The organism is Oribacterium sp. P9 (genome assembly GCF_046365365.1).
In the GTDB taxonomy this organism is placed as follows: Bacteria; Bacillota; Clostridia; order Lachnospirales; family Lachnospiraceae; genus Oribacterium.
In genome coordinates, this window is sequence record NZ_JBKEIS010000002.1 from 54,564 (window position 1) to 81,371 (window position 26,808).

A 26,808-nucleotide genomic window follows, 5' to 3' on the forward strand; every position below is an offset into this window, starting at 1 on the left:
TTATAGTTTCTTTACGCGGAACAGAGGCTGACCATACTCGACCTTCTGCTCATTGCTGACGAGCACGGCCTCGATCTCGCAGTCATAGTCCGCCTGAATCTCATTCATGAGCTTCATCGCCTCGAGGATACATACCGTCTGACCGGCCTTCACATGATCGCCGACCTTGACATAGGCCGGTACATCCGGTGCCGCAGCGGAGTAGAAGGTGCCGACGATTGGTGCGAGGATCAGCTCGAACTCGTCCGCGGCCTCCGCCTTCTCTTCTGCAGCGGCCGGCTGTGCCGGTGCTGCGGCCAGCGGTGCAGCCGGAACGCCAGCGGCGATCACCGGTGGATGGGTGAGCTTACTCATCGTGATCTCCGTCTCCCCATCTCGGATGGAAAACTCTGTCAGGGAGGAATTCTCAACGATCTTTACCAGTCCTTCAATCTTCTCTAAATCCATATGAACATCTCCTTATCATCAATCTATAACCACTTCTGACGCACTGCCTGCACACCGGTCGGCTTCCCGCTTCGGTCTGCACGTGCCCCGCATACAGAAGTTCGTATCGTTTACTCCGGTCCCGATCAGTCTTCATCCGGGAACAGACGGCGGATGCGCTTCGCTACCTGCCGCACAACCAGTACTTCCTTACATGGCTTATGGATCAGCGCGTGCATCGCGATGTAGCTGTTTTCCTCTTCCTGATACAGTCGCTGTGCTTCCTCGACGGACACCGCCTCGAAGCGGATCTTCTGATCGGTCTTCCGCTGTACCAGCTTCGGAATGTCGACACTGATGACCGTCGCGATCTTCGCATAGCCACCGGTGGTCTGTCGGTCAGCGAGCAGGATGATCGGCTTGCCATGCGACGGCACCTGGATGGAGCCGAGCGCGATTCCCTCTGAAATGATATCCGAGGTGGTCTTCGGTGCGATAAACGGGCCCTCGAGTCGACAGCCCATACGGTCGAAATCACTGGTGACGGTATACTCCTCGTTCAGGAAATTATGGATGCCCTGCTTACTGAACATGTCATCCTGTGGGCCCATCACCACGCGGAGCGTCACGCTCTCCTCGTCATACTCGTGAAGCTCGAGCTTTCTCGAGAGGAAGAACGGGAGGTAATTCCGCTTGATACGGAAGCTGATATAGTCGCCCTCCATCAGCTTTCTTCCCTTGAAGCCACCGATCTTACTCTTTAAGCTCGTGCAGCGGCTGCCCATCACGACCGGAATCTTGAGATAGCCGGAAAAGGCGATGTAGCCGCGGCTTCCGGTGCGCGCACTTCCGAGCTTCAGAATATCGCCCTTTTTCATATAGAGTGCCGTGTACATCGGCGCCGGCTCCCCGTTCACCTCCGGATGAAAATCACCGCCGGTGATGGCGATGATGCAGGCGGACGTAAACTCCAGCGTCGGTCCGATCAGGGTGAACTCCAGCACCGCCTCGTTCTCCGGGTTATCCAGCAGAAGGTTTGCGATCTTAAAGGAGCGAACATCCATGACGCCGGAAACGCCGAAGCCCTGGCTCTGGTATCCGGTGCGCCCCATATCCTGCACGGTCGTGAGCAGTCCCGCTTTTAATATACGAATTCCCATACTACACCTCACCTTCGCGAATCGTGCACTCGTATTCACCGCGTGCCACCTGCTCCTTGATTCGCAGGTACTCATCCTCATCCACCGGCACGAAGCGGATATAGTCGCCCGCCTCGAACAGGATCGGCGTTTCACGCTCCGGATCGTAGGTTTTCACCGGTGTCATACCCATCAGCTGCCAGCCTCCCGGCGAGTCCATCGGATAGATGCCGGTCTGGGAGCCGCCAATGCCTACACTGCCGGCGTCGATTTTAATTCTCGGCGTCGCGAGTCTCGGTGTGTGCAGGCGCTCATCGAGACCACCGAGGTAGCAGAAGCCCGGCAGGAAGCCGAGCATGTAGATCAGGTAATCCTTCGAGCTGTGGAGAGCGATGACCTCCTCTTCGCTCATGCCGGCATGCTCCGCGATGAATGCAAGGTCCGGACCATACTTACCGCCATAGCAGACCGGAATCTCATACACCTTCTTTTTCTCGCTGCCTGCACTGGTTTCCACCTTCAGGAGCTTCTTCATCCGCCGTGTGATCTCCGCATAGGAGGTGACACGCGGATCATAGTTGATGAGCAGAGAGCAGAAGGCCGGGATGACATCCAGCACACCTTCGATGTGCTGCTCCTTCATGAGCTCCACCATCGATTTGATCTTTCGATTGATCTCCGGGTTGATCTCGTGACCGAACTCGATCAGCAGCGAGCTGTCCCCGGCGGTTAAGATACGAATATCTTCCATACTGTAAATCTCCTTTCTCCAGGTAAGACGCGGTACGTAAACCTGAAGACGATATCATGTCATGCATACGGGTCTACCACATCCATGTGTCCGAAATGTGTTGCGTAGACCGTTCTATATATGTGCAGAAAATTGGTACAGTGAAACGCTGTACCAATTCCCTGTGCTGCATCGGTTCCGGCTCAGATCACCCTCGCCGCTGCAGGTCTTTTAGAATAATCCGCCGATCTTCGTAACGAAGGTCGGGATGCCCATATAGGCCGATAAGATCACGACGAGGACGCCGAGTACCAGCAGGACGGTCGGATGATGATAATCCGCACCCATGATCGACTTCTTCTGGGAAGCGATGAGGCAGATGCCGAGGGTGATCGGAAGGATGAGGCCGTTGAATGCACCTGCGAGTACGAGGAGGGTCGCCGGATTTCCGAGGACGATCATCACGGCTGTCGAAACGACGATGAATCCGATGATGACGGCATTCTCGTTCTTTGCGATCGCCGGGTGGAAGGTCTTTAAGAAGGATACAGAAGTGTACGCGGCACCGATGATGGAGGTTACGGCTGCACACAGAAGTACGAGTCCTGCGAAGCGGTATCCGATCTCACCTGCACCCTGCTTGAACGCGTCTGCTGCCGGGTTCGACGCATCGAGCTCTACACCTGCCCTGCTGACAACACCGAGCACGGCGAGGAAGAGGAAGATACGTACGATGGTGGCGATGCTGATACCCATGACCGAGCTTCTGTTGATTTCGGCTGCATTGTCCTTACCGGTGATGCCGGCATCGATCAGACGGTGCGCACCGGAGAAGGTGATGTAGCCGCCGACGGTGCCACCCATGAGGGTCAGGATTGCCGGGAAGAGTGGCTGAATACCGGTGGACGGCGCGACGGTGTTCTTCAGTGCATCACCTACCGGTGGCTTGACCACGATGATCACGATAAAGATGACCACGATCATGATGGCGCCGAGAACCTTCGTCAGGGTGTCCATCGCGGATTTCGCGTTCTTGAAGAGGAAAACGACGATGGCGATGGCTGCCGCGATGACATATCCGATGGTGGTCGGAATACCGAGCAGGGTGTTCAGGCCCAGCGAACCGCCGCCGACATTGCCGATGTTAAAGACGAGGCCGCCGAGCACGACCATGAAGGATACGAAGTAACCGAGTCCAGGGAGAACCTTGTTCGCGACATCCTGTCCGCGAAGACCGGTCGTACAGAGTACGCGCCAGATGTTAAGCTGTGCGACCGCTGAGAGAATGATCGATACCAGGATGACGAAGCCGAAGCTCGCCTTGTACTGGCCGGTAAATGTGGCGGTCTGTGTCAAGAAGCCAGGTCCGATCGCGGATGTGGCCATCAGAAATGCTGCTCCTAAGAGCGCGCCGCTGCTTTTTTTCTTCTCACTCATGATGAAGTCCTCCTGTTCTGGAAAAGTTCGCAGTTTCTGTGTCTTTAACTGCTGTAGAATACAGAAAACATAAGCCCCCTTCTTTTTCTGCACGTGTCTTTTTGTTTCAAATCCCCTGTTTCATGAATCCCGAAACATGTTCAGAGCGATCTTTATAACTTAAAGCAATCACTTGCTCTGATGAAATAAGTATGCGTCATGATTTGTAGAATAGCAAGTAGAAATCGAGCGTCAGTCTTTCGGATTTGGCATATCAGACATTCTTGATGTGTCTTTTAAGTTATCACAGAGTGATCCTGAACCCCGGAGGGCCGACCACAGAAGCACAGTACTGCGAGACCGGAAAAATCACAAATTGGGCTCTAAGAACCAGTAAGCCCTCTGCAATCGCTGAGTTTTCTTCATAAAAACTCAGCGTTGCTAGAGGGTCTAAGGAAAATTACTAACTGGTTCTAAGAGCCCAATTTGGATTTATTCACGGTCTCTCCGTATGGCTTCTGTGGTCGGCCCTCCGGGGATTTCATGACATCACTTCTGGATGTAATAGAAGTCGTCGTCTGGCATGGTGCCGCCGACGGACTTCGGGTTTGCGTCGAAGAGTACCTGGAGGTAGCCTGCGAGGTCGGTCTTCAGCTCGTCACCGGCGATGGCGACGATGTTGCAGTTCGGGAGTGCCTTCTTCGCTACCGGTGCCTTCGCGATGATGCCGTACTTCGCGACGAGCTCTGCGGTGGCGTCGACGTCGGTGGCTGCCTTTTCTGTGGATGCCTGGTGATCGGCGATGAACTGGTCGACTTCTGCGGCACGGTTTTCGAGTACTTCGTTACGAACGACGGTGACGCCGGTGAGGAGCTTCGAATCCGGGGATACGCTCTTCCACTCGTCGGTGAGAGAGAAGGCGACCTTCAGCTGGTCGTTCTGCGCGGTGGCCACGGTGACGAACGGCTGTGGGAGGATCGCGATCTGGGCTGGATCCTGCTTCAGGAGCGCGGCGATCTCGGTGGCCTCGGACTTAAACTGCACGTCACAGTCGGTGACACCGTTCTTCTCGAGGAGATAGTTCAGTACGTACTCCGGGGATGCGCCCTGGCCGGTGGAAAGTACGGTCTTGCCGGCGAGGTCCTTCACGGACTTGATGTTCTCATCGCCGGTCACGCAGTAGAGCACGCCGAGGGTGTTGATGTCGATGGCGCTGACGCCGTGGTTCGTCTTGTTATATGCGACCGCGGCTACGTTCGCCGGGAGCAGGGCGATGTCGAGCTTGCCGGAAACGAGCTCACTCATGATGACGTCCGGCTGGCTCTGCATCTCGAAGCTGTAGCCGCTCTTCGCACCGCTCTCGACCTCACTCATGAGATTTACGAGGCCCATGGTGGTCGGGCCCTTCAGGGAGCCGACACGCAGCACCTCGTCCGAAGCCTCGCCGATGGTCAGCACTTCTGCCGCACTGGTCTCTTCGGTCTTTTCTGCGGCAGCGGTTGTTTCTGCTGCGGTTTCCGTCGCCTTCTCTGTTTCCGCAGCCGTCGTCTCCTCAGCAGCAGCACTCGTCTCCTGGCCGTCTGCATTGGCCTCAGTTGCAGCTGCGGTCGTCGCCTGCGGGGTGGTGGATGCGCCACAGCCGGCGAGCATCGATGCCGCGAGTACAGCGGCAAGCATCCTATTCCAATATTTCATTTTTTTCATCATCGTCCTCCTGATCAGCATGAATGAAATTCTGGTCTCTGCCCCACGCGACACCGCATACCGTTGTAGCGAACGGGGCGATGACGCGGAAGCAGACTGATTGTGAATTATATCTCAATCATCATAATCTTATCTCGGCAGATAAGCAAATTCTAAAAGAAATACAATAGAAAAACCCGGAAAGCCGAAGCTTTCCGGGTCTGATGCACCTGAATGCACTGTGGAGATGTAATTATCGCTTGCTGAACTGAGGTGCGCGACGAGCGGCTTTGAGGCCGTACTTCTTTCTCTCCTTCATTCTCGGATCTCTGGTGAGGAATCCTGCCTTCTTGAGTGCTGGTCTGTACTCAGCATCCATCTCGCAGAGAGCTCTTGCAATACCGTGACGGATTGCACCAGCCTGGCCAGCGATACCACCACCGCAAACATTTACGAGGATGTCAAGCTTGCCCTCGTTCTGAGTCAGAACGATCGGCTGATTAACGATGGTCTTGAGGGTATCAAGGCCGAAATACTCGTCGAGGCTTCTCTTGTTGATTGTGATCTTACCAGTGCCCGGCATGATGTATACTCTGGCAACGGAAGACTTTCTTCTACCTGTACCGTAATTTCTGTTTGTAGCCATTGTAATATCCTCCCTTAGAATGTAAGCTCAACAGGCTTCTGTGCCTGGTGCTTGTGATCTGCGCCAGCGTATACGAAAAGCTTCTTATACATCTGTCTGCCTAATGGTCCGTGAGGAAGCATACCCTTAACAGCATACTCGATTACCTTCTCAGGCTTGTTATCGCGAAGCTCACGAAGTGTGGTCTCCTTCATGGAACCTACATACTTAGAGTGTGTGCGATAAACCTTCTGATCCAGCTTCTTGCCGGTTACAGCGATCTTGTCTGCGTTTACGATGATTACATAATCGCCGCAGTCAAGGAACGGTGTGTAGGTTGGCTTGTTCTTTCCACGAAGAACCTTAGCAACCTCTGATGCAAGACGTCCGAGCGTCTTGCCCTCTGCATCTACTACATACCACTTTCTGTCGATTGTAGAAGCTGTAGCTACGTATGAATTCATAACAACCTCCTGTGATAAGGCTACTTACTCTGGTCTCTGTCCAAAACAGAACTTCTGTAAAACGGTCACCGCATTTGGGTTTGAATGCTCGCGCTCTGCAAGTGGTCCACTCTGAGACTGATTTCAGTATTTAATGTAGCCTGGGTCTCAGTTTCTGAGCCCTTGCTTAATTAGTTCCCCGTCGCATTCCGGACATGATATGCCCCTTCAGGCGACAGCTTTAATAGTATATGCGGAATCGTTCGGCCTGTCAATGGATTTTCGTGAAATTCCGTTGACAGGCCGAACCCACAGGCCGGACTCGGAGTACTGTGCTTCTGGTGGCAGCGCTCCGAGTCCGGCCTTTGTATCCGTTCATTTCAGTCCAGAGATTTCCTTCGGGAGGGACTCCATCCACGGGATGATACGGTCGAGACTGTCGATCTGAGCGTCACAGAGGTCCACGAGACCGGAGAGGTCATTCATGTCCGGGATGCCGAGCACATAGCCACCGGCGGCGTAACCAGCCTTCACGCCGTTTACAGAGTCTTCCACGACGACACAGGCGCGCGGGTCTACACCGAGGCGCTCTGCGCAGATGAGGAAGAGATCCGGCTCCGGTTTTCCGTGGGTGGTGAGGTCACCGCAGCCGACGAAGTCGAAGGTATCCTCCATCTTCGCTTCGCGGAGGTAGTGCATGACCTGTGGGGTGCGTGTGGAGGAGCCGATGGCGATCTTATAACCGTGCGCCTTCAGCCAGGCGAGGGTTTCGTCGAGGCCCTTCATCTTCGGCACGCCTTCGCGGTCGACGTAGCGGAACACCTCTTCCATGCGAATCGCGCGCTCTGTGGCGTAGCTGTAGCCCGGATTCGCGGCTTCGAAGACCTGTGATCCGTACTCGAGGGAGGCACCGCGCATCTGATCGAGCATCTCGTCGTCGATGTGGAAGCCACGGATCGGTGCGAGCTTGAACCACATTGTGCGGTACAGGCGCTCAGTATCGAAGAGTGTACCGTCCATATCGAAGATAAATGCCTTAATCGGAAGTCTCTCTGAAGTCATACTGTTTCTCCTTTTTTCTGCAGATACGTTTATATCAAATGGTCTCTGCATCTTGGCCGATATTCGGCGCGTTCCATCTTGCTTTCACAGACTGGGTATCATTCATTTTCAGAAACCCTATCTTGTGTGGCCAATGTCTTTATATCCCCATCGTCACGCGCATCATCTGCGGTGGCGGCTTCGTCGTAGTGAAGTGCGCAGAGGCACAGTCCGTGCGCGGGCACGGTCGGTCCCGCGGTGGTTCTGTCCTTCGCCGCCAGCATGGTCCGGATATCCTCTGGCGCGCGTCGTCCGTTTCCGATGACGAGGAGCGTGCCGACGATGATGCGGATCATGTGGTAGAGGAAGCCGTTGCCGCGGATGCGGATGACGAGCTGTGAACCCTCCTCCAGGATATCGATGCTGTAGATTTCGCGGATGGCGTCGCCACCGTGTTCGAAGACCTGGCTGTCCGGGTTCACGAAGCTCGTGAAGTCATGGACGCCGACGAGCTCACGGGCGGCTGCCCGCATGCGCTCGAGGTCGAGCGGGTAGGTGTAGTTGTACGCATAGAGGCGCGTCAGCGGGTTCGCGACGCGGCCATGATCGATGCGGTATTCGTAGCACTTTTCGTGTGGCACGAAGCGCGGGTGGAAGTCCATGCTGACCTCGTCCGCCTGCATCACACGGATGTCCGGGGGCAGGTAGCGGTTGATGGCCTTCGGAAAGTTCGCCGCCGGGATCGTGCTTTCGGTGTCGAAGCAGGCGACGTTCCCGAGCGCATGGACGCCGCTGTCGGTGCGGCTTGCGCCCACGACCGGGAGGATGCCCGGAGCTGCGGCTTCGTCTACATGGTCTGGTGACGTCAGCGGATCCAGACTTTTTTCCGGTGCTGCGCCGTAGACGGCCTCCTTCGGCAGGAGCTGTCCGAGCGCACGCTGGAGCTCGCCCTGGATCGTCGGGAAACTGCCCTCCGGGTGGGCTGCTGTAGGCTGCTGGATCTGCCAGCCCCGGTAGTTCGTGCCATCATATGCGATTGTGAGCCTGATTCTTCTCATCTGATCTTTCCTGTGCACGCTGCTTCCTCCGCAGCGCCATAAAAGTGAAGGTCGCCTGCATTGGCCCAGGAAAGGCGATGCGGCGACCAAAGTCATGGGTGTCCGTGTCAGAACGGCAGCGCCACGAAGCGGGAAACCACAGACAGGCCGAGGTAGAGGAGCATGAGGGCGTAGGCGATGCGGTCGCGCGCAGCATAGCGAAGCGGCTTCATCTTCGTACGACCCTCGCCGCCGTGGTAGCAGCGGGCCTCCATCGCCATCGCGAGGTCGTTCGCGCGGCGGAAGGCACTGATGAAGAGCGGTACCAGGATCGGCACCATCGCCTTTGCGCGCTGGAGCAGATTCCCGCTCTCGAAGTCGGCGCCGCGGGCCTGCTGTGCCTTCATAATCTTATCCGTTTCCTCGATGAGGATCGGGATAAAACGGAGTGCGATCGACATCATCATCGAGATTTCGTGGACCGGCACGCCGACCTTTTTCAGAACGCCGAGTCCCTTCTCGAGGCCGTCGGTGAGCTGGTTCGGCGTGGTCGTCAGTGTCATGAGCGAGGAGCCGAGCACGAGGAGGATGAGACGTGCACCCATCATGAGCGCGATGTGGAGACCCTCACGGGTGATCTTCAGAATCCAGAACTGCACGAGCACCTCACCTGGAGTCAGGAAGAGGTTGAAGCTCACGGAGATCAGGAGCAGAATCACGATGCTCTTAAGCCCCCGCGTCATGAAGCGGAAAGGCACGTTACTGATTTTGATGAGGATCGCGAGGGCGAGCGCGGCGACGCCATACATGATCCAGCTCTTCACGATGAAGAGGGAGATCAGGAAAAGCACGGTGCCGAGCAGCTTCACCCGCGGGTCCAGGCGATGAATCACGGAGTCGACCGGATAGTACTGTCCTAAGGTTACTTCTCTCAGCATACGCCGTCCTCCTTTCCTTCCTCTTCTCTACTGTCCTGCGGAGCCGCTGCGGCTGGCTTGATCTGAACATCCTGCGCCGGCGAGCCGTCGGCTGCTGTCCTGCTGTCCTGAGCTGTTTTCACCGGTTGTTTCCCGGCAAGGGATGTCGTATAGCGCTTCCAGAGGTCCACGATGGCATCACACATCTCATCCACGGTGTCCGGGCGGTCCTTGAAGCGGATACCGACATCCTTCAGCTCATGGATAAGGTAGGTCATCTGCGGTGCGCCGAGTCCCATCTCCTCGAGATCGAGGTAGCGCTTGAAGATCTCCTCCGGAGTGCCGCTCATGCGCAGCTCACCGTGATCCAGCACGATAACCTGCTCCGTGTAGCGTGCCACGTCGTCCATCGAGTGTGATACGAGGACGATCGTCATGCCGCTCTGCTTATGCAGGAGCTGGATCTGATGGAAGAGGTCGTCTCTTCCGGCCGGGTCGAGGCCGGCGGTCGGCTCATCGAGGATCAGAATCTCTGGGCGCATCGCCAGTACGCCGGCGATCGCAACACGCCGCTTCTGTCCGCCAGAGAGCTCAAACGGCGACTTCTGCCAGAACGCCTCGCCGAGGCCGACCATACGCAGCGCTTCCTCTGCACGCTTCCGTGCTTCTGCCTCCGGCACCCCCTGGTTCTTCGGGCCGAACATGACATCCGTGATGACGTCGACCTCGAAGAGCTGATACTCCGGGTACTGGAACACGAGGCCCACCTTGAAGCGAAGCTCCTTCATGTTGAACTCCGGTGCATAGATGTTCAGGAAGCCGTCCGGGCTGACGAGCGCGGCTGCATCCGCTGCCTGTGCCGCCTTCCGGGTCTTCGCGCTCTGGTCCTTCCGCGGCTTCCGGAAGTCGGTGTCGTCCCGGAACTTCACTTCGATCGTGCCCTCCGTCGCTTTCAGAAGGCCGTTCAGATGCTGGGTCAATGTTGACTTGCCGGAGCCTGTGTGGCCGATAAATCCGACGATGGAGCCCCGCTGGATCTCGAAGGAGACATCCTTCAGGGCATAGCTCTCCATGGCCGTACCCTTCTGATAGACATGGCTTAAATGCTGTACGCGGATGACCGGATCGGTGATGTCCATATGAGCCGGCTTCTTCTTCACGAAATTCGGCTCGAAATCCACCTGCTTCGGAAGACAGCACTGGAGACAGGCCACGAGCTCCTCGCGGGTGAGGACGGCATCCGGTACCGGCATCCCGGCCTTCTGCAGCTTCCACGCAAGCTCCGTCACCTCCGGTACATCCATGTGGATGGCCTTCAGCTCCTCGACATGGCAGAACACTTCACGTGGTGCGCCGTCCATAACGACCTTACCGCCGTCCATGACGATGATTCGATCCGCATCGACGGTTTCCTCCATATAGTGGGTGATGAGGATGATCGTCACACCCATCTTCTGATTCAGCTCCCGGATGGTCTCGATCACTTCTTTCCGACCGCTCGGATCGAGCATCGCCGTCGGCTCATCGAGAACGATGGTTTTCGGAAGCATCGCCATCGTACCGGCGATCGCGACACGCTGCTTCTGCCCGCCACTGAGACGGTTCGGGGACTTCATACGGTACGGCACCATATCGACGGCTTCAAGCGCACGATTCACACGTGTCCAGATCTCGTCGGTCGGTACGCCGATGTTCTCCGGGCCGAAGCCGACATCCTCCTCGACGACGGAGGCGATGATCTGGTTATCCGGATTCTGGAAAACCATGCCGGTTTCCTTTCGGATATTCCAGATTTCCTTTTCATCCTTCGTATCGCGGCCACTGACGAGCATGGTTCCCTCACTCGGCAGGTTGAGACCGTTGATGAGCTTTGCCAGGGTCGACTTGCCGGAACCGTTGTGGCCGAGCACACACACGAAGCTCCCGGCCTCGATGGACAGGTTGATGTTATCCAGGGCCCGGGTCCTCTCTACGACTTTATCGTTCTCATCTGTGCGGATGTAGTCATACGCCAGATGTAATGCATCTATGATTTTCAATTTGTTAACCTCATATCAGCTTTGTGGTTTATAGCCCAATTAGTATATTAGAAACGGCTGAAAAACACAAGAGCGGACCCCTGTGGTCCGCTCTTTCATACATTTTCAGGTAGCAGTTTGGGCAGGGGCCCCTACCTGAACGGGTATGATTTTTAATTCGATCTTCAGTGCACCCAGTGGCCGTCGGCGGCGATGGTGTACCCGCCGAGGACGGTGGTGCTTTTCGCCATGTGGCCGTAATTGCTGTCGTTTTCCGAGGTCTTCGGATAGAAGTAGTAGTACTGGTCCTGGCCGCTGCTGTCCTTCATGATGACCCAGCCGGTACGCATGCGTCCGTCATGATCGAAGTAGTAGGTCTTCGGTCCGACGATGGCGATCTGGTTTTTAAACATCATACCGTAATATGGGCCTTCAGCCGGATTGAAGTAGTACCATGCGCCGTTGATCACGGCCCAGGAAACCTTCATCGCCCCGGAATCCCTGAGGTAATAGGTGGCGCCGTTGGTATCCGTGTAGAAGCCGGTCAGCATACGACCGCTCGCATCGAAGCGATAGTAGTGATCCTGCCAGAGGAGCCAGGTGTTCGCCATGTTCTGACCGGTCACGGTACGGAAGTACCAGCTTCCGCCGCTCTTATACCAGCTGCCGCTGAGTGCGCCCTGTGACTGTGTGCTGCCGTTCGTCGTATCGCCGTACACCGTATAGGTCGTGTTGTTTCCCGTACCGAGCGTTTGCGTCCCGGTCGTGGTGCCAGTTCCGGTGCCAAGGTTGACTCCCGGGAGGGTGCTCGTGTGCCCGGTGTTTGCATTATACACCGTATAGGAGGTACCGGAGTTATACAAATCGACGCCGGTGCTTGTACCGTTCGTACTGATCACCGTGTTCGTGCTGCCGGAACCGTAGAGGTTGGTGATCGTCTGATTCTGGTTCTGATTCAGGATATACGTGCCATTCGGATACTGACCGGAGCCTGAAGAGATCTGACTCTCCGTGACGATCAGGCTGTCGGACTGAATGCCGAGGGACGCCTGTCCACCACTCTGGCTCGTTCCATACGGTATGCTGCTGACCTCGAAGTAATACCCGCCAGCCCGTGTCATATACGGATACAGGTTCAGGTTCGTCTGGTCGGTCGTGATCGTCGTAACGCGGCTTCCATCCCGGAAAAGCGTCACCTTATAGTAGCCGGAGCTCATCGTCGGCTGACCCCAGGTCGCCATGCCGAGGGCCGTACTCCATCGCGGGCTAACCGGCTCGCCGTAAGTGCCCTTGATCCCCTTCAGTGAAAGAACGACGCGCAGCCCATAATTTCCGATGGTCTGAGCCGATACGAAGGTACCGCCGCTGATACGGACGTTTGAGCTGTTATACGAGCCGTTGAAGTAGTAAAACGTACTGTAGCCATTGGCGTGTTCCTTCTCCTGGGCTGAAAGGTAGAGGAGAACCTTCGGCTGCGTGCCCACCGTAAGGCTGCCGTTCGTGTCATACCACTCTGCACTGTCGATGACATACTGGTCGGTATCCGGGACAGCGAAATCACTCTCGGACAGGGATGGAAGCTCATGATCTCCTCCCTCGAGGCTCAGATCCTTCAGATAGTCTGAAACCGTAATCTTCACCGTACTGATACGTGCATTTCGATCGGCCGCCCAGACGGTCACACTCATCATCAGAAGCAGGACGATAAGCAGCAGGCACTGCCACAAGGATCGTTTCGCGCTCTTCTTCATCTGTCTTTTCATACGAACCTCCCTAGTATTCTCTAATCTAAGTATACTAGACCAGGATCAACAATCAATCTCAAATAGTTTACGAAATTCTGACGCACCACGCTGCGGATGGCCCTCTCATGGATATGTACAAAAAAGACGAAACCATCCGAAGATGATTTCGTCTTTAAAAAATCGCCTGATGTTCTCTTAAGCATTAAACGAGCTCAAGAAGAACCTCCATAGCAGCGTCACCCTTACGGAGACCGATCTTTACGATACGAGTGTAACCACCGTTACGGGTAGCATACTTCGCACCATACTCGTCGAAAAGCTTGGCAGCGAGATCAACACTCTTGGTGTTCTTCTTCTGACCAGCCTTAGCTGCAGGAACCTCCGTTACCGGGTAAAGGTATGCAAGCATCTGACGACGTGCATGAAGTCTGGATGGCTTATCCTTCTTGATGGTCTTCTCGATCTCGTCATAAACGGTAACCTTCTTACCATCAACTACTTCCTTTACACGCTTGCCATCGGCGTCCTTACGAGCAACCTTAGCCTTAACGGTAACCTCTTCGTAGTTGTCCTTCTCACGAACTGCAAGTGCGATCAGCTTCTCAGCCTGCTTACGAACTTCCTTCGCACGAGCCTCGGTTGTAACGATCTTGCCGTTTGCGATCAGAGAAGTGGTCAGTGCGCGAAGCATGGCCTGTCTCTGGCTGGACTCTCTACCTAACTTTCTATAATTTGACATAATCTATTTCCCCCACCGTGCACTTCGGTCTTACCGGTTTTTATGTATCTCAGCTTCTGCAGCTCCCTGCAGACGAATCAGACCATCCCGGATGGATCACTCCTCCTGAGTGGAAAGGCTGAGATTTAACTCCTTCAGTTTTGCAAGAACTTCCTCAAGTGACTTACGACCCAGGTTACGAACCTTCATCATATCATCCGGTGTCTTCGCACAGAGCTGCTGTACGGTGTTGATCCCGGCTCTCTTGAGACAGTTATATGAGCGAACGGAAAGCTCCAACTCATCGATGTTCATCTCGAGGATACGCTCCTTACCGTCGACTGGTTTCTCAACCATAACTTCGGTCGTCTGCGTATTCTGAGACAGATCAATGAAGAGGGTCAGATGCTCGGAAAGAATTTTCGCTGCTTCAGAAACAGCATCATCCGGGCTCATCTTACCGCTGGTAAATACATCCAGTGTCAGCTTATCGTAATCGATCTTGTTACCGACACGTGTGTTGCTGATGGCCATATTTACACGCTCTACTGGTGTGTAGATCGCATCCACGTCGAAAACTCCTTCCGGAAGTTCTGCGATTCTGGAACGGTCTGCACCGACATAGCCTCTGCCCGATGTGATGGTGATTTCCATCTCGAGCTTCGCATCCTGAGCGTCAAGAGTTGCAATCTTCTGCTCCGGATTCAGGATCTCCAGACCTTCTGCCAGCTGGATGTCGGACGCCGTAACGACGCCCTCACCCATATGCGAAAGATATACAACCATTGCGTCATCGGAGGCTGAAGTGTTCTGAATCTCGAGACTCTTAAGGTTCATGATGACCTCAGTCAGAGACTCCTTTACACCCGGGATCGCATCGCCATCCCGATCGGCACCGGTAATCTTGACCTGAGAAACTGCAGCACCGGTCAGAGCAGAGAGCATGATGCGCTTCAGCGCATTGCCCAGCGTAGTACCGTAGCCTCTTTCCAGCGGCTCGCATACGAATCTGCCGTACTTCTTATCATCTGAAATCTCAACAATCTCAATGTTTGGTTTCTCAAAATCGAACATGCAATGCCTCCTTTATTGCAGGCTAATTATTTTGAATACAACTCGACGATAAGCATCTCGTTTACTGGAACGTCGATTTCCTCTCTGGAAGGAAGCTGCTTTACAGTCGCCTTGAGGTTCTCCTGGTCGCAATCGATCCATGCCGGAACCATACGGCCGTTGGTAACCTCGAGGATATCCTTAAATCTCTGAAGAGACTTCTTGGACTCCTTGACAGCAACTACATCGCCAGCGGATACAAGGTAGGAAGGAATGTTAACAACCTTGCCATTTACAGTGATGAGTCTGTGATCAACGATCTGACGTGCCTCACGACGAGTACGAGCAAGGCCCATACGGAAGATCACATTATCCAGACGAGACTCAAGAAGAACCATGAGGTTGGTACCGGTCTGTCCCTTCATCTGGTTAGCCTTTGCATAGTAGTTACGGAAAGGCTTCTCAAGTACGCCATAGATGAACTTCGCCTTCTGCTTCTCACGAAGCTGAAGACCATACTCAGACATCTTACGACGCTGGTTTCTGAGCTGTCTGTTTGACTTCTTATCAATTCCTAAGAATACAGGGTCAAGTCCGAGTGACCTGCATCTTTTAAGTACGGGAGTTTTGTCAACTGCCATAATTCTTTCTCCTTATAATATCAAGTAATTTACGTGATACGTCCTTTACACCCGTGGGCTTCGTCGGACAGATCTGCCGCTATTTTATACATACTGCGGCCTATGTCTGTGGTGAATCAACTCAAGATAATCCAGAAAAATCAGGATTATACTCTTCTGCGCTTTGGTGGACGGCATCCGTTGTGTGGAACCGGTGTTACATCCTTGATGGAAGTAACCTCGAGACCGTTGGCCTGGAGTGCACGAATAGCTGCCTCACGTCCTGATCCTGGTCCCTTAACACTTACATCCACATACTTTAAGCCGTGTACTAAAGCTGCCTTAACAGCAGTTTCAGCAGCCATCTGAGCTGCATATGGAGTAGATTTTCTTGAACCCTTGAAACCAAGACCACCAGCACTTGCCCATGAAAGAGCGTTTCCTTCAGCATCTGTCAGTGTAACGATAGTGTTGTTGAAAGATGCCTGAATATGTGCCTGTCCGCGTTCAACGTTTTTCTTTACGCGCTTCTTTGTAATTCTCTTACCTGACGCCATATTAAAACTAACCTACTTTCCTTTTTCTGTCTTCCTGTATTTAAAACATGAAGATCACAATAGTTACTTCTGATTCTACATCAGTGTGATCATTTCTGATCTGGACTTTCTCTTACCTTAAAGAAGAATACTCTCTAATAGATTACTTCTTCTTGTTAGCAACAGTCTTACGCGGTCCCTTACGTGTTCTGGCATTGGTCTTGGTCTTCTGACCTCTAACCGGAAGGCCTCTTCTGTGACGGATGCCACGGTAGCAGCCGATCTCCTGAAGTCTCTTGATGTCCAGAGCTGTTGATCTTCTGAGGTCACCTTCTACTACCTGGTGCTCAGCGATGTAGTTCGCAAGCTCCTTGACTTCATCGTCAGTGAGATCCTTAACACGTGTGTCAGGGTTAACGCCTGTTGCCGCGAGAATCTTATCAGCGCTGGACTGACCGATACCATAAATGTATGTCAGACCAATCTCGATACGCTTCTCTCTCGGTAAATCGACACCTGCAATACGAGCCATTTTTGTTTCCTCCTGTAAAAATTAACCTTGTCTCTGCTTGTGCTTAGGGTTTTCGCAGATAATTCTGATAGAGCCTTTCCGCTTGATGACTTTGCATTTCTCGCAGATAGGCTTTACTGATGATCTTACCTTCATAGTAATTCCCCTTTCTAATAACGAATTCGAACAAAGTTGCCGTATCATTCTAACAAAGCGCTCCACTATTGTAAAGCCCTTTTTAAAGGAATTGTAAGAATATCGACCGCTTTATTTGTCTCTCCAGATGATACGTCCCTTGGAAAGGTCGTACGGTGAAAGTTCGATGGTCACCTTGTCACCTGGAAGAATTCGAATGTAATTCATACGAAGCTTTCCGGAAATGTGTGCCAGTACCTGATGGCCATTCTCAAGCTCAACCTGGAACATGGCATTCGGAAGTTTTTCAATTACTTTGCCAGTAATCTCGATTACATCTGATTTAGACATTCAGTTCTCCTTCTTATTTATTTAATGTGATTAATAAACTCTTATCCTCACCCGGCATCGTCAGCAGCTCCGGCTCACCGTCGGTGATGAGAATCGTGTTTTCATAGTGGCAGGAAAGACTGCCGTCATCCGGAACGACATTCCAGCCGTTATCCCGTGTATGGCAGATCGGTGATCCTAATGTGATCATCGGCTCCACCGCCAGTGTCATACCAGCGCAGAGCTTCGGTCCTTTCCGATGCATATCATAGTTCGGAATTTCCGGATCCTGATGGATCTCCGCTCCGATACCATGTCCGCAGTATTCTCTCAGGATGCCACAGCCCTGAGACTCTACATAATTACCGATGGCCGACGTAATATCGTTCAGATGATTACCGGCGACGGCCTGCTTCATACCTTCGAAGAAGCTCTGCTGGCAGACTCTGATCACCCGCTTCGCATCCTCGGAAATCTCACCCACCGCCCAGGTTCTGGTCGCATCTGCATTATAGCCATGATAGCTGGTGCAGGTGTCGATGGAGACGATATCACCATCCTTCAGAATCACATGACGATCAGGGATACCATGGATGACTTCTTCGTTGACAGAGATGCAACAGGTTCCCGGGAAGTCATATAAACCCTTCATGCTTGGGAAGCCACCGAGCTTCCGCATGATGCCCTCGGCCAGTTCATCCAGTTCCTTCGTGCTGATACCAGGGGCGATCTTCTCTCCGAGACGATTGTGCATCTCGAAGAGAATCTTGCCTGCCTCACGCATCAGTTCGATTTCACGTTTTGATTTGATTTCGATCATGAGTACTTCTTTCTGAATACGCTTAATGTTTTACAGCAGAGGCTGTTCTGTCACTCACCTTCCGAAGAATCAGTTCTCGGAAAGGATCGCTACGACATCCTCAAATACCTTCGGAAGCTCCTGTGTTCCATCAACTTCACGAAGCACGCCGGCGGTCTTGTAGTACGCGATGAGCGGCTCTGTCTGCTGATGGTAAACATTGAGACGATCCTTTACGGTCTCCGGCTTATCATCCGAACGAATGATGAGCTCGGTACCGCACTTATCACAGATGTTTTCTGTCTTCGGTGCTGCGTATACGATATGGTAGGTTGCACCACACTTCGGGCAGGCACGTCTGCCGGACATACGCTTGATGATGGCTTCATCCGGAACATCGATGTTCAGTGCGAAGTCGATCCGATCGCCCTGGCTCTTCAGTGCCTCTGTCAGACTTTCCGCCTGCGGAATCGTACGTGGGAAACCATCGAGAACATAACCGTTCTTACAGTCATCCTGTGCGATACGATCCAGCAGCATTCCGATCGTTACCTCATCCGGAACCAGCTCGCCCTTATCGATGTAGGACTTTGCCTTCTGTCCGAGCTCTGTACCACCCTTGATGTTCGCACGGAAGATATCACCCGTCGAAATGTGTGGAATATCATACTTATCAGCAATCTTGATCGCCTGTGTACCCTTACCGGCACCAGGCGCACCTAACATAACAATCTTCATTTGCGTTCTCCCGATAGTACTATAGTAATAAACACTGATAGCCTCCCCAGATCGTATGTCTGAGGAGGCTTGGTGTTGACGATTAATCGTTCAGGAATCCCTGGTAGTTTCTTACAACCATCTGAGACTCAATTGCCTTCACGGTCTCAAGCACGACACCGACGATAATGATCAGAGACGTACCGGCGAAGGAGATACGACCAACATTGAACACTCCGGAGATAAAGATCGGAATGATCGCGACGATGGCCAGTCCTGTCGCACCGATGAAAATAATATATGTAAGAATATTATCAAGGTAATCGCTGGTTGGCTTACCCGGACGGATACCCGGGATAAAACCGCCCTGTTTCTTCATGTTATTTGCAATCTCTAACGGATTAAAGGAAATCGATGTATAGAAATATGCAAAGAAGTAAAGCAGCAGAATGTAGATCACCAGTCCGATCGAGTAGATCGGTCTGTCCGGATTGCACCAGGAGCCTGAGTTCAGTGCCATAAGGATCTGACCAGGAATCGTGCTGTAATCCACCTTGATGATCTGACCGACCACAACCGGCATGGTCATCAGTGAGCTGGCGAAGATAACCGGCATAACACTTGCTGTATTGACCTTCAGAGGGATGTTGGAGGACTGTCCGCCCACCAGGCCTCTGCCCTGCACACGCCGGCTGTACTGAACCGGGATGGTTCTCTGCGCGTCGTTGAGGATGATCGTAAATACAACCAGTCCGATAATTGCTGCAACGATGATGATCGCTGCGACAACCATCGTTGCCACATTCTTTCCGCTTATGAATCTGATGTACAGCGTCTGGAAATCGCTCGGAACAGAAGACAGAATATTGAAGAGGAGGACGAGGGAGATACCATTGCCCACACCCTTATCTGTGATCTGCTCACCGATCCACATCAGAAGTGCCGAGCCCGCCGTCATCGCTATAACAGCGATCGCGATATCAGCGATCTTTCTTCCTGTGCTCGCCTCGGCGAAACCGATCAGAAGTCCCTGACCGCCAAATCCGATAGCCATCGCAAGTGACTCGATAAGAGCCAGACCGATCGTTACGTATCTGGTGTACTCAGTGAGCTTCTTTCTTCCCTCTTCACCATCCTTCTGCATCTCCTCGAGGGCCGGAATGGCCACGGTGAGCAGCTGGATGATGATGGATGAAGTGATGTACGGTGTGATGGACAGTGCGAAGATCGACAGCTGCTCGAAGGAGCCACCGGTCATCGTATTGAACCAACCGAATGCATCATTATTGGACATGCTGTTAAACAGCTCGCTAAAGTACTGCGCGTTCACACCCGGGATAGGAAGATTCGATCCAAACCTAATTACTACGAGCATCAGGAAAACGAACAGAAGCTTTTTCCTCAGTTCTTTTACCTTAAATGCATTAAGTAGTGATTTGAACATTATCAGATTACCTCACAGGTGCCGCCTAAAGCTTCGATCTTCTCCTTAGCAGATGCTGAGAAAGCATTCACCTTTACATTGAGCTTCTTTGTAAGCTCGCCGTTACCAAGAATCTTAACGCCATCGTTAACCTTCTTGATGATGCCCTTCTCGAGAAGAGCCTCGATGGTTACTTCCTCACCCTCGTTGAAATGAGTGTCAAGAGTAGAAAGGTTGATACCTGTGATAACCTTAGAATTACGATCAGTGAATCCTCTCTTCGGGATACGTCTGAACAGAGGCATCTGACCACCCTCAAATCCTGGTCTTGGTGCTCCAGATCTTGCCTTCTGGCCCTTTGCACCCTTACCTGCGGTCTTGCCGTTTCCTGAACCATGGCCACGGCCACGTCTGAAGTTCTTTGACTGCTTTGCGCCGTCAGCCGGCTTTAAATTAGCTAACTCCATTTTATGCCTCCTTAGATTTCTTCAACTTTTACAAGATGGTTAACTCTCTGAATCATACCTCTTGTAGCACCGTTGTCCGGAAGCTCTACACTCTGACGGATCTTACGGAGACCAAGAGCCTGAACAGTAGCTCTCTGCTTAGGGATAGCTGCGATTGGAGACTTAACAAGTGTAATCTTTAACTTCTTATCTGCCATTTTGATACCCCCTATTAACCTGTGATCTCAGCTACAGTCTTGCCGCGGAGTGCAGCAAACTCCTCAGGAGTCTTCATGGAAGTGAGGCCCTGAAGGGTAGCGAGTACAACGTTTGTCTTATTGTTCGAGCCCAGAGACTTGGTACGAATGTTCTTGATACCAGCAAGCTCAAGTACAGAACGAGCAGGACCACCAGCGATGATACCAGTTCCTTCCGGTGCCTTCTTCAGAAGAACAGTAGAGCTTCCGAACTTACCAACATAATCGTGCGGCACGGACTTCTCCTCGGTTACAGGGATTGTAACGATAGCCTTTACAGCAGCCTCACGAGCCTTACGGATCGCCTCTGGAACCTCGACTGCCTTACCGATACCACAACCTACATGACCATTGCCGTCACCAACTACTACGAGAGCAGAGAATCTCATGGTACGACCACCCTTAACGGTCTTCGCAACACGCTTGATGGCTACGACGTTGTCGTTTAATTCTAACTGATTTGCATCAATTCTTTCACGCTTCATCTTGCTTGTTTCTCCTCTCGATTAGAATTCAAGGCCAGCTTCTCTTGCAGCATCTGCGAGAGCCTGAACCTTACCATGATACAGGAAGCCGCCACGGTCAAATACAACCTGCTTGATTCCCTTAGCCAGAGCCTTCTCCGCGATGGCCTTACCAACGTACTGAGCAGCCTCAATATTGCTTGTGTTCTCTAAGTTTGCATCCTTATCAAGAGTAGAAGCAGCGCAAAGAGTGTTGCCTGCTACATCATCGATAATCTGTGCATACATATGCTTGTCAGATCTGAATACGGAAAGACGTGGTCTCTCTGGAGTACCAGAAAAACGGTTTCTAAGTCTCTCGTGCTTCTTCTGGCGAAGTTCAGCTTTATTTCTCTTACTTACCATTTCACTTTCCTCCTAATTATTTCTTACCTGTCTTACCAACCTTACGTCTGATGATCTCATCAGCATACTTGATACCCTTGCCCTTATATGGCTCCGGTCCTCTCTTGCTGCGGATCTCAGCTGCGTACTGACCAACTGCTTCCTTGTCAATGCCGCGAACGAAGATGGTATTTGTGCCATCAAGTACAGTCTCAACACCCTCCGGATCTTCCATGGTAACCGGGTGAGAATAGCCGAGTGTAAGGGTCAGTGTCTTGCCCTGCTTCGCTGCTCTGTAACCTACGCCGTTGATCTCAAGCTTCTTCTCGAAGCCGTTGGTTACACCATCAACCATGTTGTGGATGAGCGCTCTGGTAAGTCCGTGAAGGGACTTCTCCTTCTTATTATCGTTTGGTCTGGTAACAACGATCTCGCCGTCCTTCTGCTCGATGCCGATTTCTGGAGCGAACTGCTTCTCAAGAGTACCCTTCGGTCCCTTTACAGAAAGAACGTTGTTGTCCTTCATCTCAACAGTAACGCCTGCTGGGATTACTACCGGTAATTTTCCGATACGTGACATACTAATGTCTCCTCTCTTAAATTCTCTGCCTTTTCAGACAGTTTTCAGATTACTAGTTACTATTTGTAAGCCTGTTCAGACTGTTCAGAATATAGTTTAGTGGGTTAATTAAACTAAATTACCAAACAAATGCCAGAACTTCGCCGCCTACGCCCTTTGCTCTTGCTTCACGATCAGTCATAACGCCCTGATTGGTGGAAACAATGGCGATACCAAGACCGCCCAGTACGGAAGGCATGTTCTCCTTGCCAGCGTATACTCTCAGACCCGGCTTGGAAATCTTACGGATGCCGCCGATGATCTTATCGTTCTTCGTAGCGCCATACTTAAGAGTAACCTTGATGTCCTTGAACTTGCCGTTGTCAACGAGCTCATACTTTGCGATGTAGCCCTCATTTACCAGGATGTCAGCGATAGCAAGCTTCATCTTGGAGGATGGGATAGTTACTGTCTCGTGCTTTGCAGTGTTTGCATTACGGATTCTTGTAAGCATATCTGCGATTGGATCACTCATACTCATGTTTACGGATATCCTTTCTTAAAAAAATATAGTTTGTTATATGTCCTTATAATTTCGGACAAAGCAAATGCCGCGTCAACAGGGTGATCTCACCTGACCAGTCCATAGGATACGTGATCCGATGCTTAGTCAAATGGCACAGCATATGCTGTGCGGCCTGCGGCGCAACATTTACATTATAACCATTTTTCTCCGAGTTGCAACCCGGTCCGGCGTATCTTTTTGAAGTAAATTATGTACTTCTTTAAATACAATCCAGAAATTATCGCCCTTAACAACACAATCCCGAAGGATCACATTGCCGCAGGCTCAAATGGTGAAAGGTCCTGATTACCAGGAAGCCTTCTTAACACCAGGGATCTCGCCCTTGTATGCAAGCTCACGGAAGCATACACGGCAGATACCGTACTTCTTAAGAACAGAGTGAGGTCTTCCGCAGATCTTGCATCTGGTATATGCTCTGGTGGAGAACTTCGGAGCCTTCTGCTGCTTTAACTTCATTGATAACTTAGCCATATTTTCCTCCGATTACTTTGCGAACGGCATGTTGAACAGTCTAAGAAGCTCTCTTGCCTCTTCGTCCGTCTTTGCAGTCGTAACGAAGATGATATCCATACCTCTTACCTTATCAACCTTATCAAACTCGATCTCAGGGAAAATGATCTGCTCCTTGAGGCCAAGTGCATAGTTACCTCTGCCATCAAATGCGTTCGGGTTAACGCCTCTGAAGTCTCTTACGCGCGGAAGTGCGAGGTTGATCAGACGATCAGCGAACTCGTACATTCTCTCGCCACGAAGAGTAACCTTACATCCGATAGCCTGTCCCTCTCTGATCTTGAAGTTTGCAACAGACTTCTTCGCCTTGGTGGTTACAGCATGCTGACCAGTGATGATCTCGAGATCACGCACTGCACTGTCGAGAACCTTGGAATTTTCCTTAGCTTCTCCAACGCCCATGTTGATAACGATCTTATCAAGCCTAGGAATCTCGTTAACGTTCTTGTAACCGAACTTCTTCGTCATAGCTTCCTTGATCTCGCTATTGTAAAGATCCTTTAATCTAGCCATCTTAAAATTCCTCCTTTCTCTTACTCAACGACCTTACCGGTCTTCTTCGCAACTCTTACCTTCTTGCCGTCCTTAACCTCGAAGCCTACGCGAGTAGCCTGTCCGTCAACAACGAGCATCACGTTGGAAGCGTCGATCGGAGCCTCCTTGTGAAGGATGCCACCCTGCGGGTTAACCTGAGATGGCTTCTGGTGCTTGGTTACCATATTGCAGCCTTCAACGACTACCTTATTGGTTGCCGGGTCAAAGGAAAGGACCTTGCCCTGCTTACCATTGTCCTTACCGGCAATGATCTTTACCATATCGTCTTTCTTAATTCTACGCATCTGGCAACCTCCTTACAGTACTTCCGGAGCGAGGGAAACGATCTTCATGTAACCATGATCACGAAGCTCTCTTGCTACCGGTCCAAAAATACGTGTTCCCTTAGGTGTTCCATCGTCCTTAAGGATAACAGCTGCATTCTCGTCGAACTTGATGTAGCTGCCGTCCTTACGACGGATATCATCAACGGTTCTTACTACAACAGCCTTGACAACGTCACCCTTCTTTACCTGACCGCCTGGGATGGCATCCTTCACGGATGCGATGATTACATCTCCGACAGCAGCATATCTTCTGGTTGAGCCACCCATAACGCGGATGCAAAGAAGCTCTCTTGCACCTGTGTTATCAGCAACTCTAAGTCTTGTTTCCTGCTGAATCATATAATGCTCCTTCCTTGCCTCTTAATTACTTAGCCTTCTCAACGATCTCAACAAGTCTCCATCTCTTTGTCTTAGAAAGAGGTCTTGTAGCCATCACCTTAACAGTGTCGCCTACGCCAGCTTCGTTGTTCTCGTCGTGAGCGTATACCTTAACGGTTCTCTTTACGATCTTACCGATGACAGGATGCTTAACGTGATCCTCGATAGCGATAACGATGGTCTTGTCCATCTTTGCACTAACGACCTTACCGGTACGTGTTTTTCTCAGATTTCTCTCCATTGTTGTGCTCTCCTTTCTCACGCTTTTGCTTTCTCTGTGATAACTGTCTGAATACGCGCGATGTTCTTGCGAACCTCGGTGATTCTTGCTGTATTATCGAGCTGGTTGGTAGCGTTCTGGAATCTCAGATTAAAGAGCTCCTTCTTTGCAGAAACAAGCTCAGCATTGAGCTGCTCTGTTGTCTTCGCCTGTAACTCTTCTACGTAAGTTTTCTTCTTCATTAGTTATCACCGCCTTCCAGATCGGCCTTCGTAACGATCTTGCAGTTGCAAGGAAGCTTGTGACTAGCAAGTCTAAGTGCCTCTCTTGCCGTCTCCTCAGGTACGCCGGAAATCTCAAACATTACTCTACCTGGCTTAACTACAGCTACCCAGTACTCTACAGCGCCCTTTCCGGAACCCATTCTGACGCCGAGTGGCTTAGCTGTGATCGGCTTGTCAGGGAAGATCTTGATCCATACCTGACCGCCACGCTTGATGTATCTTGTAAGGGCAACTCTGGCTGCCTCGATCTGATTGGATCTGATCCAGCAAGGCTCAGTTGCGACAAGACCGAACTCACCATAAGTAACCTTATTACCTCTCGTAGCCTTACCCTTCATGTTTCCACGAATCTGCTTACGATACTTCGTTCTCTTTGGCATTAACATAATTACTTATCGCTCCCTTCCTTGGTATTCTTGGTAGGAAGAACCTCTCCCTTGTAGATCCATACCTTCACACCGAGTCTGCCGTATGTGGTAGCAGCCTCAGCGAAGCCATAGTCGATGTCAGCTCTGAGTGTCTGAAGAGGAATGGTCCCCTCGGAATAGAACTCACGTCTTGCGATATCAGCACCGCCGAGACGACCACTTACAGAAGCCTTGATACCAAGTACGCCGGACTTCATGGTTCTCTGCATTGCCTGCTTCATCGCTCTTCTGAACGATACACGGTTCTCAAGGGACTGCGCGATGTTCTCAGCTACGAGCTGTGCATCGCGATCCGGTCTCTTGATCTCCTTGATATCGATGTTGACATTCTTGGAGGTAAGCTTCTGAACTTCCTTTCTTACCTTCTCGATCTCAGCGCCGCCCTTACCGATAACGAAACCTGGCTTAGCAGTGTAGATCACTACGCGAACCTTATCGTTTGCAGCTCTCTCGATCTCGATCTTCGCAATTCCTGCAGAGTAAAGTCTCTTCTTCAGGAACTTACGGATGTTGTAGTCTTCAACAAGTGCATCTGAAAAAGTATTCTTGTCAGCATACCACTTGGAATCCCAATCTTTAATAACGCCGACTCTCATGCCGTGCGGATTGACTTTCTGACCCATTTATATGCCTCCTTCTTACTTTCTCTCGTCTAAAACTACAGTAATGTGTGAGTTTCTCTTCAAAATTCTGTAAGCTCTGCCCTGTGCTCTCGGATGAATTCTCTTCATCGTAGGAGCTGCACCAGCATAGCACTCAGCAACATAAAGATTATCTCTGTTCATGTTGTTGTTGTTCTCTGCATTAGCAGCAGCAGACTCAAGAAGCTTCTTAACTAAAGTAGAAGCGTATCTAGGATTGTATGTAACGATACCGAGTGCCTCGTCGAGGTTCTTGCCTCTGATGGCGTCAAGAACGAAGCATGCCTTCTGTACGGATACTCTTGCATATGAAAGAGTAGCTGAAGGTCTCTTTACAGTATTCGCATTTCTCTCTCTCTTAATCTGAGATCTATGACCCTTTGACATTTTAGAAATGTCCTCCTTTCAAATATGCGTGAGTTATGCTCTCTTCTCGTTGCCAGTGTGGCCGTGGAAGGTTCTGGTTACAACGAACTCTCCGAGCTTGTGTCCAACCATGTCCTCTGTAACATATACAGGAACGTGCTTTCTACCGTCATGAACTGCGATGGTGTGACCAACAAATGACGGGAAGATGGTGGAACGACGAGACCAGGTCTTGATAACGGCCTTGTTTCCGGAAGCATTCATATTATCGACAGCCTTCTTCAGCGAAGCGTCAATAAATGGTCCTTTTTTAACTGAACGTGCCATATTATTCTCTCCTCC

General features: G+C 51.7%; 38 protein-coding genes. All 38 read right to left on the reverse strand.

Translation table 11 applies throughout. The features are described from left to right. Entirely contained in the window at positions 1–447 is a 447-nt protein-coding gene (gene accB, locus ACK8P7_RS02430; RefSeq protein ID WP_410042640.1) for an acetyl-CoA carboxylase biotin carboxyl carrier protein, read from the reverse strand. Positions 448–572: 125 nt separating this feature from the next. Further along, a complete protein-coding gene (locus ACK8P7_RS02435) occupies positions 573–1,586 on the reverse strand; it encodes a biotin-dependent carboxyltransferase family protein (RefSeq protein ID WP_410042641.1) in 1,014 nt (337 codons plus the stop codon). Between the two features lies 1 nt (position 1,587). Further along, positions 1,588–2,316 (reverse strand): 5-oxoprolinase subunit PxpB, encoded by a 729-nt coding sequence (gene pxpB, locus ACK8P7_RS02440; RefSeq protein ID WP_410042642.1) that lies wholly within the window; start codon positions 2,314–2,316, stop codon positions 1,588–1,590. A gap of 210 nt (positions 2,317–2,526) precedes the next feature. Then, the gene (locus ACK8P7_RS02445) at positions 2,527–3,732 is read right to left on the reverse strand and encodes an NRAMP family divalent metal transporter (RefSeq protein WP_410042643.1); all 1,206 of its coding nucleotides are present in this window, start codon (positions 3,730–3,732) and stop codon (positions 2,527–2,529) included. Between the two features lie 528 nt (positions 3,733–4,260). Then, positions 4,261–5,415, reverse strand: coding sequence for an ABC transporter substrate-binding protein (locus ACK8P7_RS02450; protein ID WP_410042644.1), 1,155 nt, complete (start codon positions 5,413–5,415; stop codon positions 4,261–4,263). A gap of 232 nt (positions 5,416–5,647) precedes the next feature. Continuing rightward, a complete protein-coding gene (gene rpsI / locus ACK8P7_RS02455) occupies positions 5,648–6,040 on the reverse strand; it encodes a 30S ribosomal protein S9 (protein WP_410042645.1) in 393 nt (130 codons plus the stop codon). 14 nt (positions 6,041–6,054) lie between these two features. Continuing rightward, positions 6,055–6,483 carry a 50S ribosomal protein L13 gene (gene rplM, locus ACK8P7_RS02460; protein WP_410042646.1) on the reverse strand — a complete coding sequence of 143 codons (429 nt, stop codon included), beginning with the start codon at positions 6,481–6,483 and terminating at the stop codon, positions 6,055–6,057. A 354-nt stretch (positions 6,484–6,837) separates the two neighbouring features. Continuing rightward, a complete protein-coding gene (locus tag ACK8P7_RS02465) occupies positions 6,838–7,524 on the reverse strand; it encodes an HAD family hydrolase (protein WP_410042647.1) in 687 nt (228 codons plus the stop codon). Positions 7,525–7,622: 98 nt separating this feature from the next. Then, positions 7,623–8,561, reverse strand: coding sequence for a tRNA pseudouridine(38-40) synthase TruA (gene truA, locus ACK8P7_RS02470; RefSeq protein ID WP_410042648.1), 939 nt, complete (start codon positions 8,559–8,561; stop codon positions 7,623–7,625). 107 nt (positions 8,562–8,668) lie between these two features. Next, positions 8,669–9,478, reverse strand: a complete 810-nt coding sequence (locus ACK8P7_RS02475; RefSeq protein WP_410042649.1) for an energy-coupling factor transporter transmembrane component T family protein — start codon at positions 9,476–9,478, stop codon at positions 8,669–8,671. Further along, on the reverse strand, positions 9,472–11,496 hold the full coding sequence (locus ACK8P7_RS02480; protein WP_410042650.1) for an energy-coupling factor transporter ATPase: 2,025 nt from the start codon (positions 11,494–11,496) through the stop codon (positions 9,472–9,474). The genes ACK8P7_RS02475 and ACK8P7_RS02480 overlap by 7 nt, the downstream gene beginning before the upstream one ends. 164 nt (positions 11,497–11,660) lie before the next feature. Beyond that, a complete protein-coding gene (locus ACK8P7_RS02485) occupies positions 11,661–13,238 on the reverse strand; it encodes a hypothetical protein (protein ID WP_410042651.1) in 1,578 nt (525 codons plus the stop codon). 184 nt (positions 13,239–13,422) lie between these two features. Next, the gene (locus tag ACK8P7_RS02490) at positions 13,423–13,959 is read right to left on the reverse strand and encodes a bL17 family ribosomal protein (protein WP_410042652.1); all 537 of its coding nucleotides are present in this window, start codon (positions 13,957–13,959) and stop codon (positions 13,423–13,425) included. 96 nt (positions 13,960–14,055) lie between these two features. Continuing rightward, the gene (locus tag ACK8P7_RS02495) at positions 14,056–15,012 is read right to left on the reverse strand and encodes a DNA-directed RNA polymerase subunit alpha (RefSeq protein WP_410042653.1); all 957 of its coding nucleotides are present in this window, start codon (positions 15,010–15,012) and stop codon (positions 14,056–14,058) included. 26 nt (positions 15,013–15,038) lie between these two features. Further along, on the reverse strand, positions 15,039–15,632 hold the full coding sequence (gene rpsD, locus ACK8P7_RS02500) for a 30S ribosomal protein S4 (protein ID WP_410042654.1): 594 nt from the start codon (positions 15,630–15,632) through the stop codon (positions 15,039–15,041). 146 nt (positions 15,633–15,778) lie between these two features. Beyond that, positions 15,779–16,168: a 30S ribosomal protein S11 gene (rpsK, locus tag ACK8P7_RS02505; RefSeq protein WP_036607960.1), complete on the reverse strand. Its 390-nt coding sequence runs from the start codon at positions 16,166–16,168 to the stop codon at positions 15,779–15,781. A 142-nt stretch (positions 16,169–16,310) separates the two neighbouring features. Then, the gene (rpsM, locus tag ACK8P7_RS02510) at positions 16,311–16,679 is read right to left on the reverse strand and encodes a 30S ribosomal protein S13 (RefSeq protein WP_410042655.1); all 369 of its coding nucleotides are present in this window, start codon (positions 16,677–16,679) and stop codon (positions 16,311–16,313) included. A 21-nt stretch (positions 16,680–16,700) separates the two neighbouring features. Next, positions 16,701–16,814, reverse strand: a complete 114-nt coding sequence (gene rpmJ / locus ACK8P7_RS02515) for a 50S ribosomal protein L36 (RefSeq protein ID WP_003022746.1) — start codon at positions 16,812–16,814, stop codon at positions 16,701–16,703. A gap of 111 nt (positions 16,815–16,925) precedes the next feature. Beyond that, positions 16,926–17,144 carry a translation initiation factor IF-1 gene (gene infA / locus ACK8P7_RS02520; RefSeq protein WP_007157657.1) on the reverse strand — a complete coding sequence of 73 codons (219 nt, stop codon included), beginning with the start codon at positions 17,142–17,144 and terminating at the stop codon, positions 16,926–16,928. Positions 17,145–17,157: 13 nt separating this feature from the next. Further along, positions 17,158–17,943, reverse strand: coding sequence for a type I methionyl aminopeptidase (gene map / locus ACK8P7_RS02525; protein WP_410042656.1), 786 nt, complete (start codon positions 17,941–17,943; stop codon positions 17,158–17,160). Between the two features lie 69 nt (positions 17,944–18,012). Next, positions 18,013–18,660 (reverse strand): adenylate kinase, encoded by a 648-nt coding sequence (locus tag ACK8P7_RS02530; RefSeq protein ID WP_410042657.1) that lies wholly within the window; start codon positions 18,658–18,660, stop codon positions 18,013–18,015. A gap of 82 nt (positions 18,661–18,742) precedes the next feature. Further along, the gene (gene secY, locus ACK8P7_RS02535) at positions 18,743–20,083 is read right to left on the reverse strand and encodes a preprotein translocase subunit SecY (protein ID WP_410042658.1); all 1,341 of its coding nucleotides are present in this window, start codon (positions 20,081–20,083) and stop codon (positions 18,743–18,745) included. Positions 20,084–20,085: 2 nt separating this feature from the next. Further along, positions 20,086–20,529 (reverse strand): 50S ribosomal protein L15, encoded by a 444-nt coding sequence (gene rplO / locus ACK8P7_RS02540; protein ID WP_410042659.1) that lies wholly within the window; start codon positions 20,527–20,529, stop codon positions 20,086–20,088. An 11-nt stretch (positions 20,530–20,540) separates the two neighbouring features. After that, complete coding sequence (rpmD, locus tag ACK8P7_RS02545; RefSeq protein WP_410042660.1) at positions 20,541–20,726, reverse strand: 50S ribosomal protein L30; 186 nt, start codon at positions 20,724–20,726, stop codon at positions 20,541–20,543. A 14-nt stretch (positions 20,727–20,740) separates the two neighbouring features. Continuing rightward, entirely contained in the window at positions 20,741–21,250 is a 510-nt protein-coding gene (gene rpsE / locus ACK8P7_RS02550; protein WP_410042661.1) for a 30S ribosomal protein S5, read from the reverse strand. 21 nt (positions 21,251–21,271) lie between these two features. After that, positions 21,272–21,634 carry a 50S ribosomal protein L18 gene (gene rplR, locus ACK8P7_RS02555; protein WP_410042662.1) on the reverse strand — a complete coding sequence of 121 codons (363 nt, stop codon included), beginning with the start codon at positions 21,632–21,634 and terminating at the stop codon, positions 21,272–21,274. Positions 21,635–21,650: 16 nt separating this feature from the next. Then, positions 21,651–22,193, reverse strand: coding sequence for a 50S ribosomal protein L6 (gene rplF, locus ACK8P7_RS02560; protein WP_410042663.1), 543 nt, complete (start codon positions 22,191–22,193; stop codon positions 21,651–21,653). Positions 22,194–22,311: 118 nt separating this feature from the next. Continuing rightward, the gene (rpsH, locus tag ACK8P7_RS02565; RefSeq protein ID WP_410042664.1) at positions 22,312–22,713 is read right to left on the reverse strand and encodes a 30S ribosomal protein S8; all 402 of its coding nucleotides are present in this window, start codon (positions 22,711–22,713) and stop codon (positions 22,312–22,314) included. A 330-nt stretch (positions 22,714–23,043) separates the two neighbouring features. Continuing rightward, positions 23,044–23,229 carry a type Z 30S ribosomal protein S14 gene (locus ACK8P7_RS02570; protein ID WP_410042665.1) on the reverse strand — a complete coding sequence of 62 codons (186 nt, stop codon included), beginning with the start codon at positions 23,227–23,229 and terminating at the stop codon, positions 23,044–23,046. 12 nt (positions 23,230–23,241) lie between these two features. After that, a complete protein-coding gene (gene rplE, locus ACK8P7_RS02575; RefSeq protein ID WP_410042666.1) occupies positions 23,242–23,781 on the reverse strand; it encodes a 50S ribosomal protein L5 in 540 nt (179 codons plus the stop codon). A gap of 20 nt (positions 23,782–23,801) precedes the next feature. Then, positions 23,802–24,107, reverse strand: a complete 306-nt coding sequence (gene rplX / locus ACK8P7_RS02580) for a 50S ribosomal protein L24 (protein WP_410042667.1) — start codon at positions 24,105–24,107, stop codon at positions 23,802–23,804. 12 nt (positions 24,108–24,119) lie between these two features. Then, the gene (rplN, locus tag ACK8P7_RS02585; RefSeq protein WP_410042668.1) at positions 24,120–24,488 is read right to left on the reverse strand and encodes a 50S ribosomal protein L14; all 369 of its coding nucleotides are present in this window, start codon (positions 24,486–24,488) and stop codon (positions 24,120–24,122) included. A gap of 25 nt (positions 24,489–24,513) precedes the next feature. Next, the gene (gene rpsQ / locus ACK8P7_RS02590) at positions 24,514–24,768 is read right to left on the reverse strand and encodes a 30S ribosomal protein S17 (RefSeq protein ID WP_410042669.1); all 255 of its coding nucleotides are present in this window, start codon (positions 24,766–24,768) and stop codon (positions 24,514–24,516) included. 17 nt (positions 24,769–24,785) lie between these two features. Continuing rightward, positions 24,786–24,989, reverse strand: coding sequence for a 50S ribosomal protein L29 (rpmC, locus tag ACK8P7_RS02595; protein WP_410042670.1), 204 nt, complete (start codon positions 24,987–24,989; stop codon positions 24,786–24,788). Further along, positions 24,989–25,417, reverse strand: a complete 429-nt coding sequence (gene rplP / locus ACK8P7_RS02600) for a 50S ribosomal protein L16 (protein WP_410042671.1) — start codon at positions 25,415–25,417, stop codon at positions 24,989–24,991. The genes rpmC and rplP overlap by 1 nt, the downstream gene beginning before the upstream one ends. A 2-nt stretch (positions 25,418–25,419) precedes the next feature. Then, the gene (rpsC, locus tag ACK8P7_RS02605) at positions 25,420–26,082 is read right to left on the reverse strand and encodes a 30S ribosomal protein S3 (protein ID WP_410042672.1); all 663 of its coding nucleotides are present in this window, start codon (positions 26,080–26,082) and stop codon (positions 25,420–25,422) included. 15 nt (positions 26,083–26,097) lie between these two features. Next, entirely contained in the window at positions 26,098–26,487 is a 390-nt protein-coding gene (gene rplV / locus ACK8P7_RS02610) for a 50S ribosomal protein L22 (RefSeq protein ID WP_410042673.1), read from the reverse strand. A 33-nt stretch (positions 26,488–26,520) separates the two neighbouring features. Beyond that, on the reverse strand, positions 26,521–26,793 hold the full coding sequence (rpsS, locus tag ACK8P7_RS02615) for a 30S ribosomal protein S19 (RefSeq protein WP_410042674.1): 273 nt from the start codon (positions 26,791–26,793) through the stop codon (positions 26,521–26,523). Positions 26,794–26,808 lie beyond the last annotated feature (15 nt).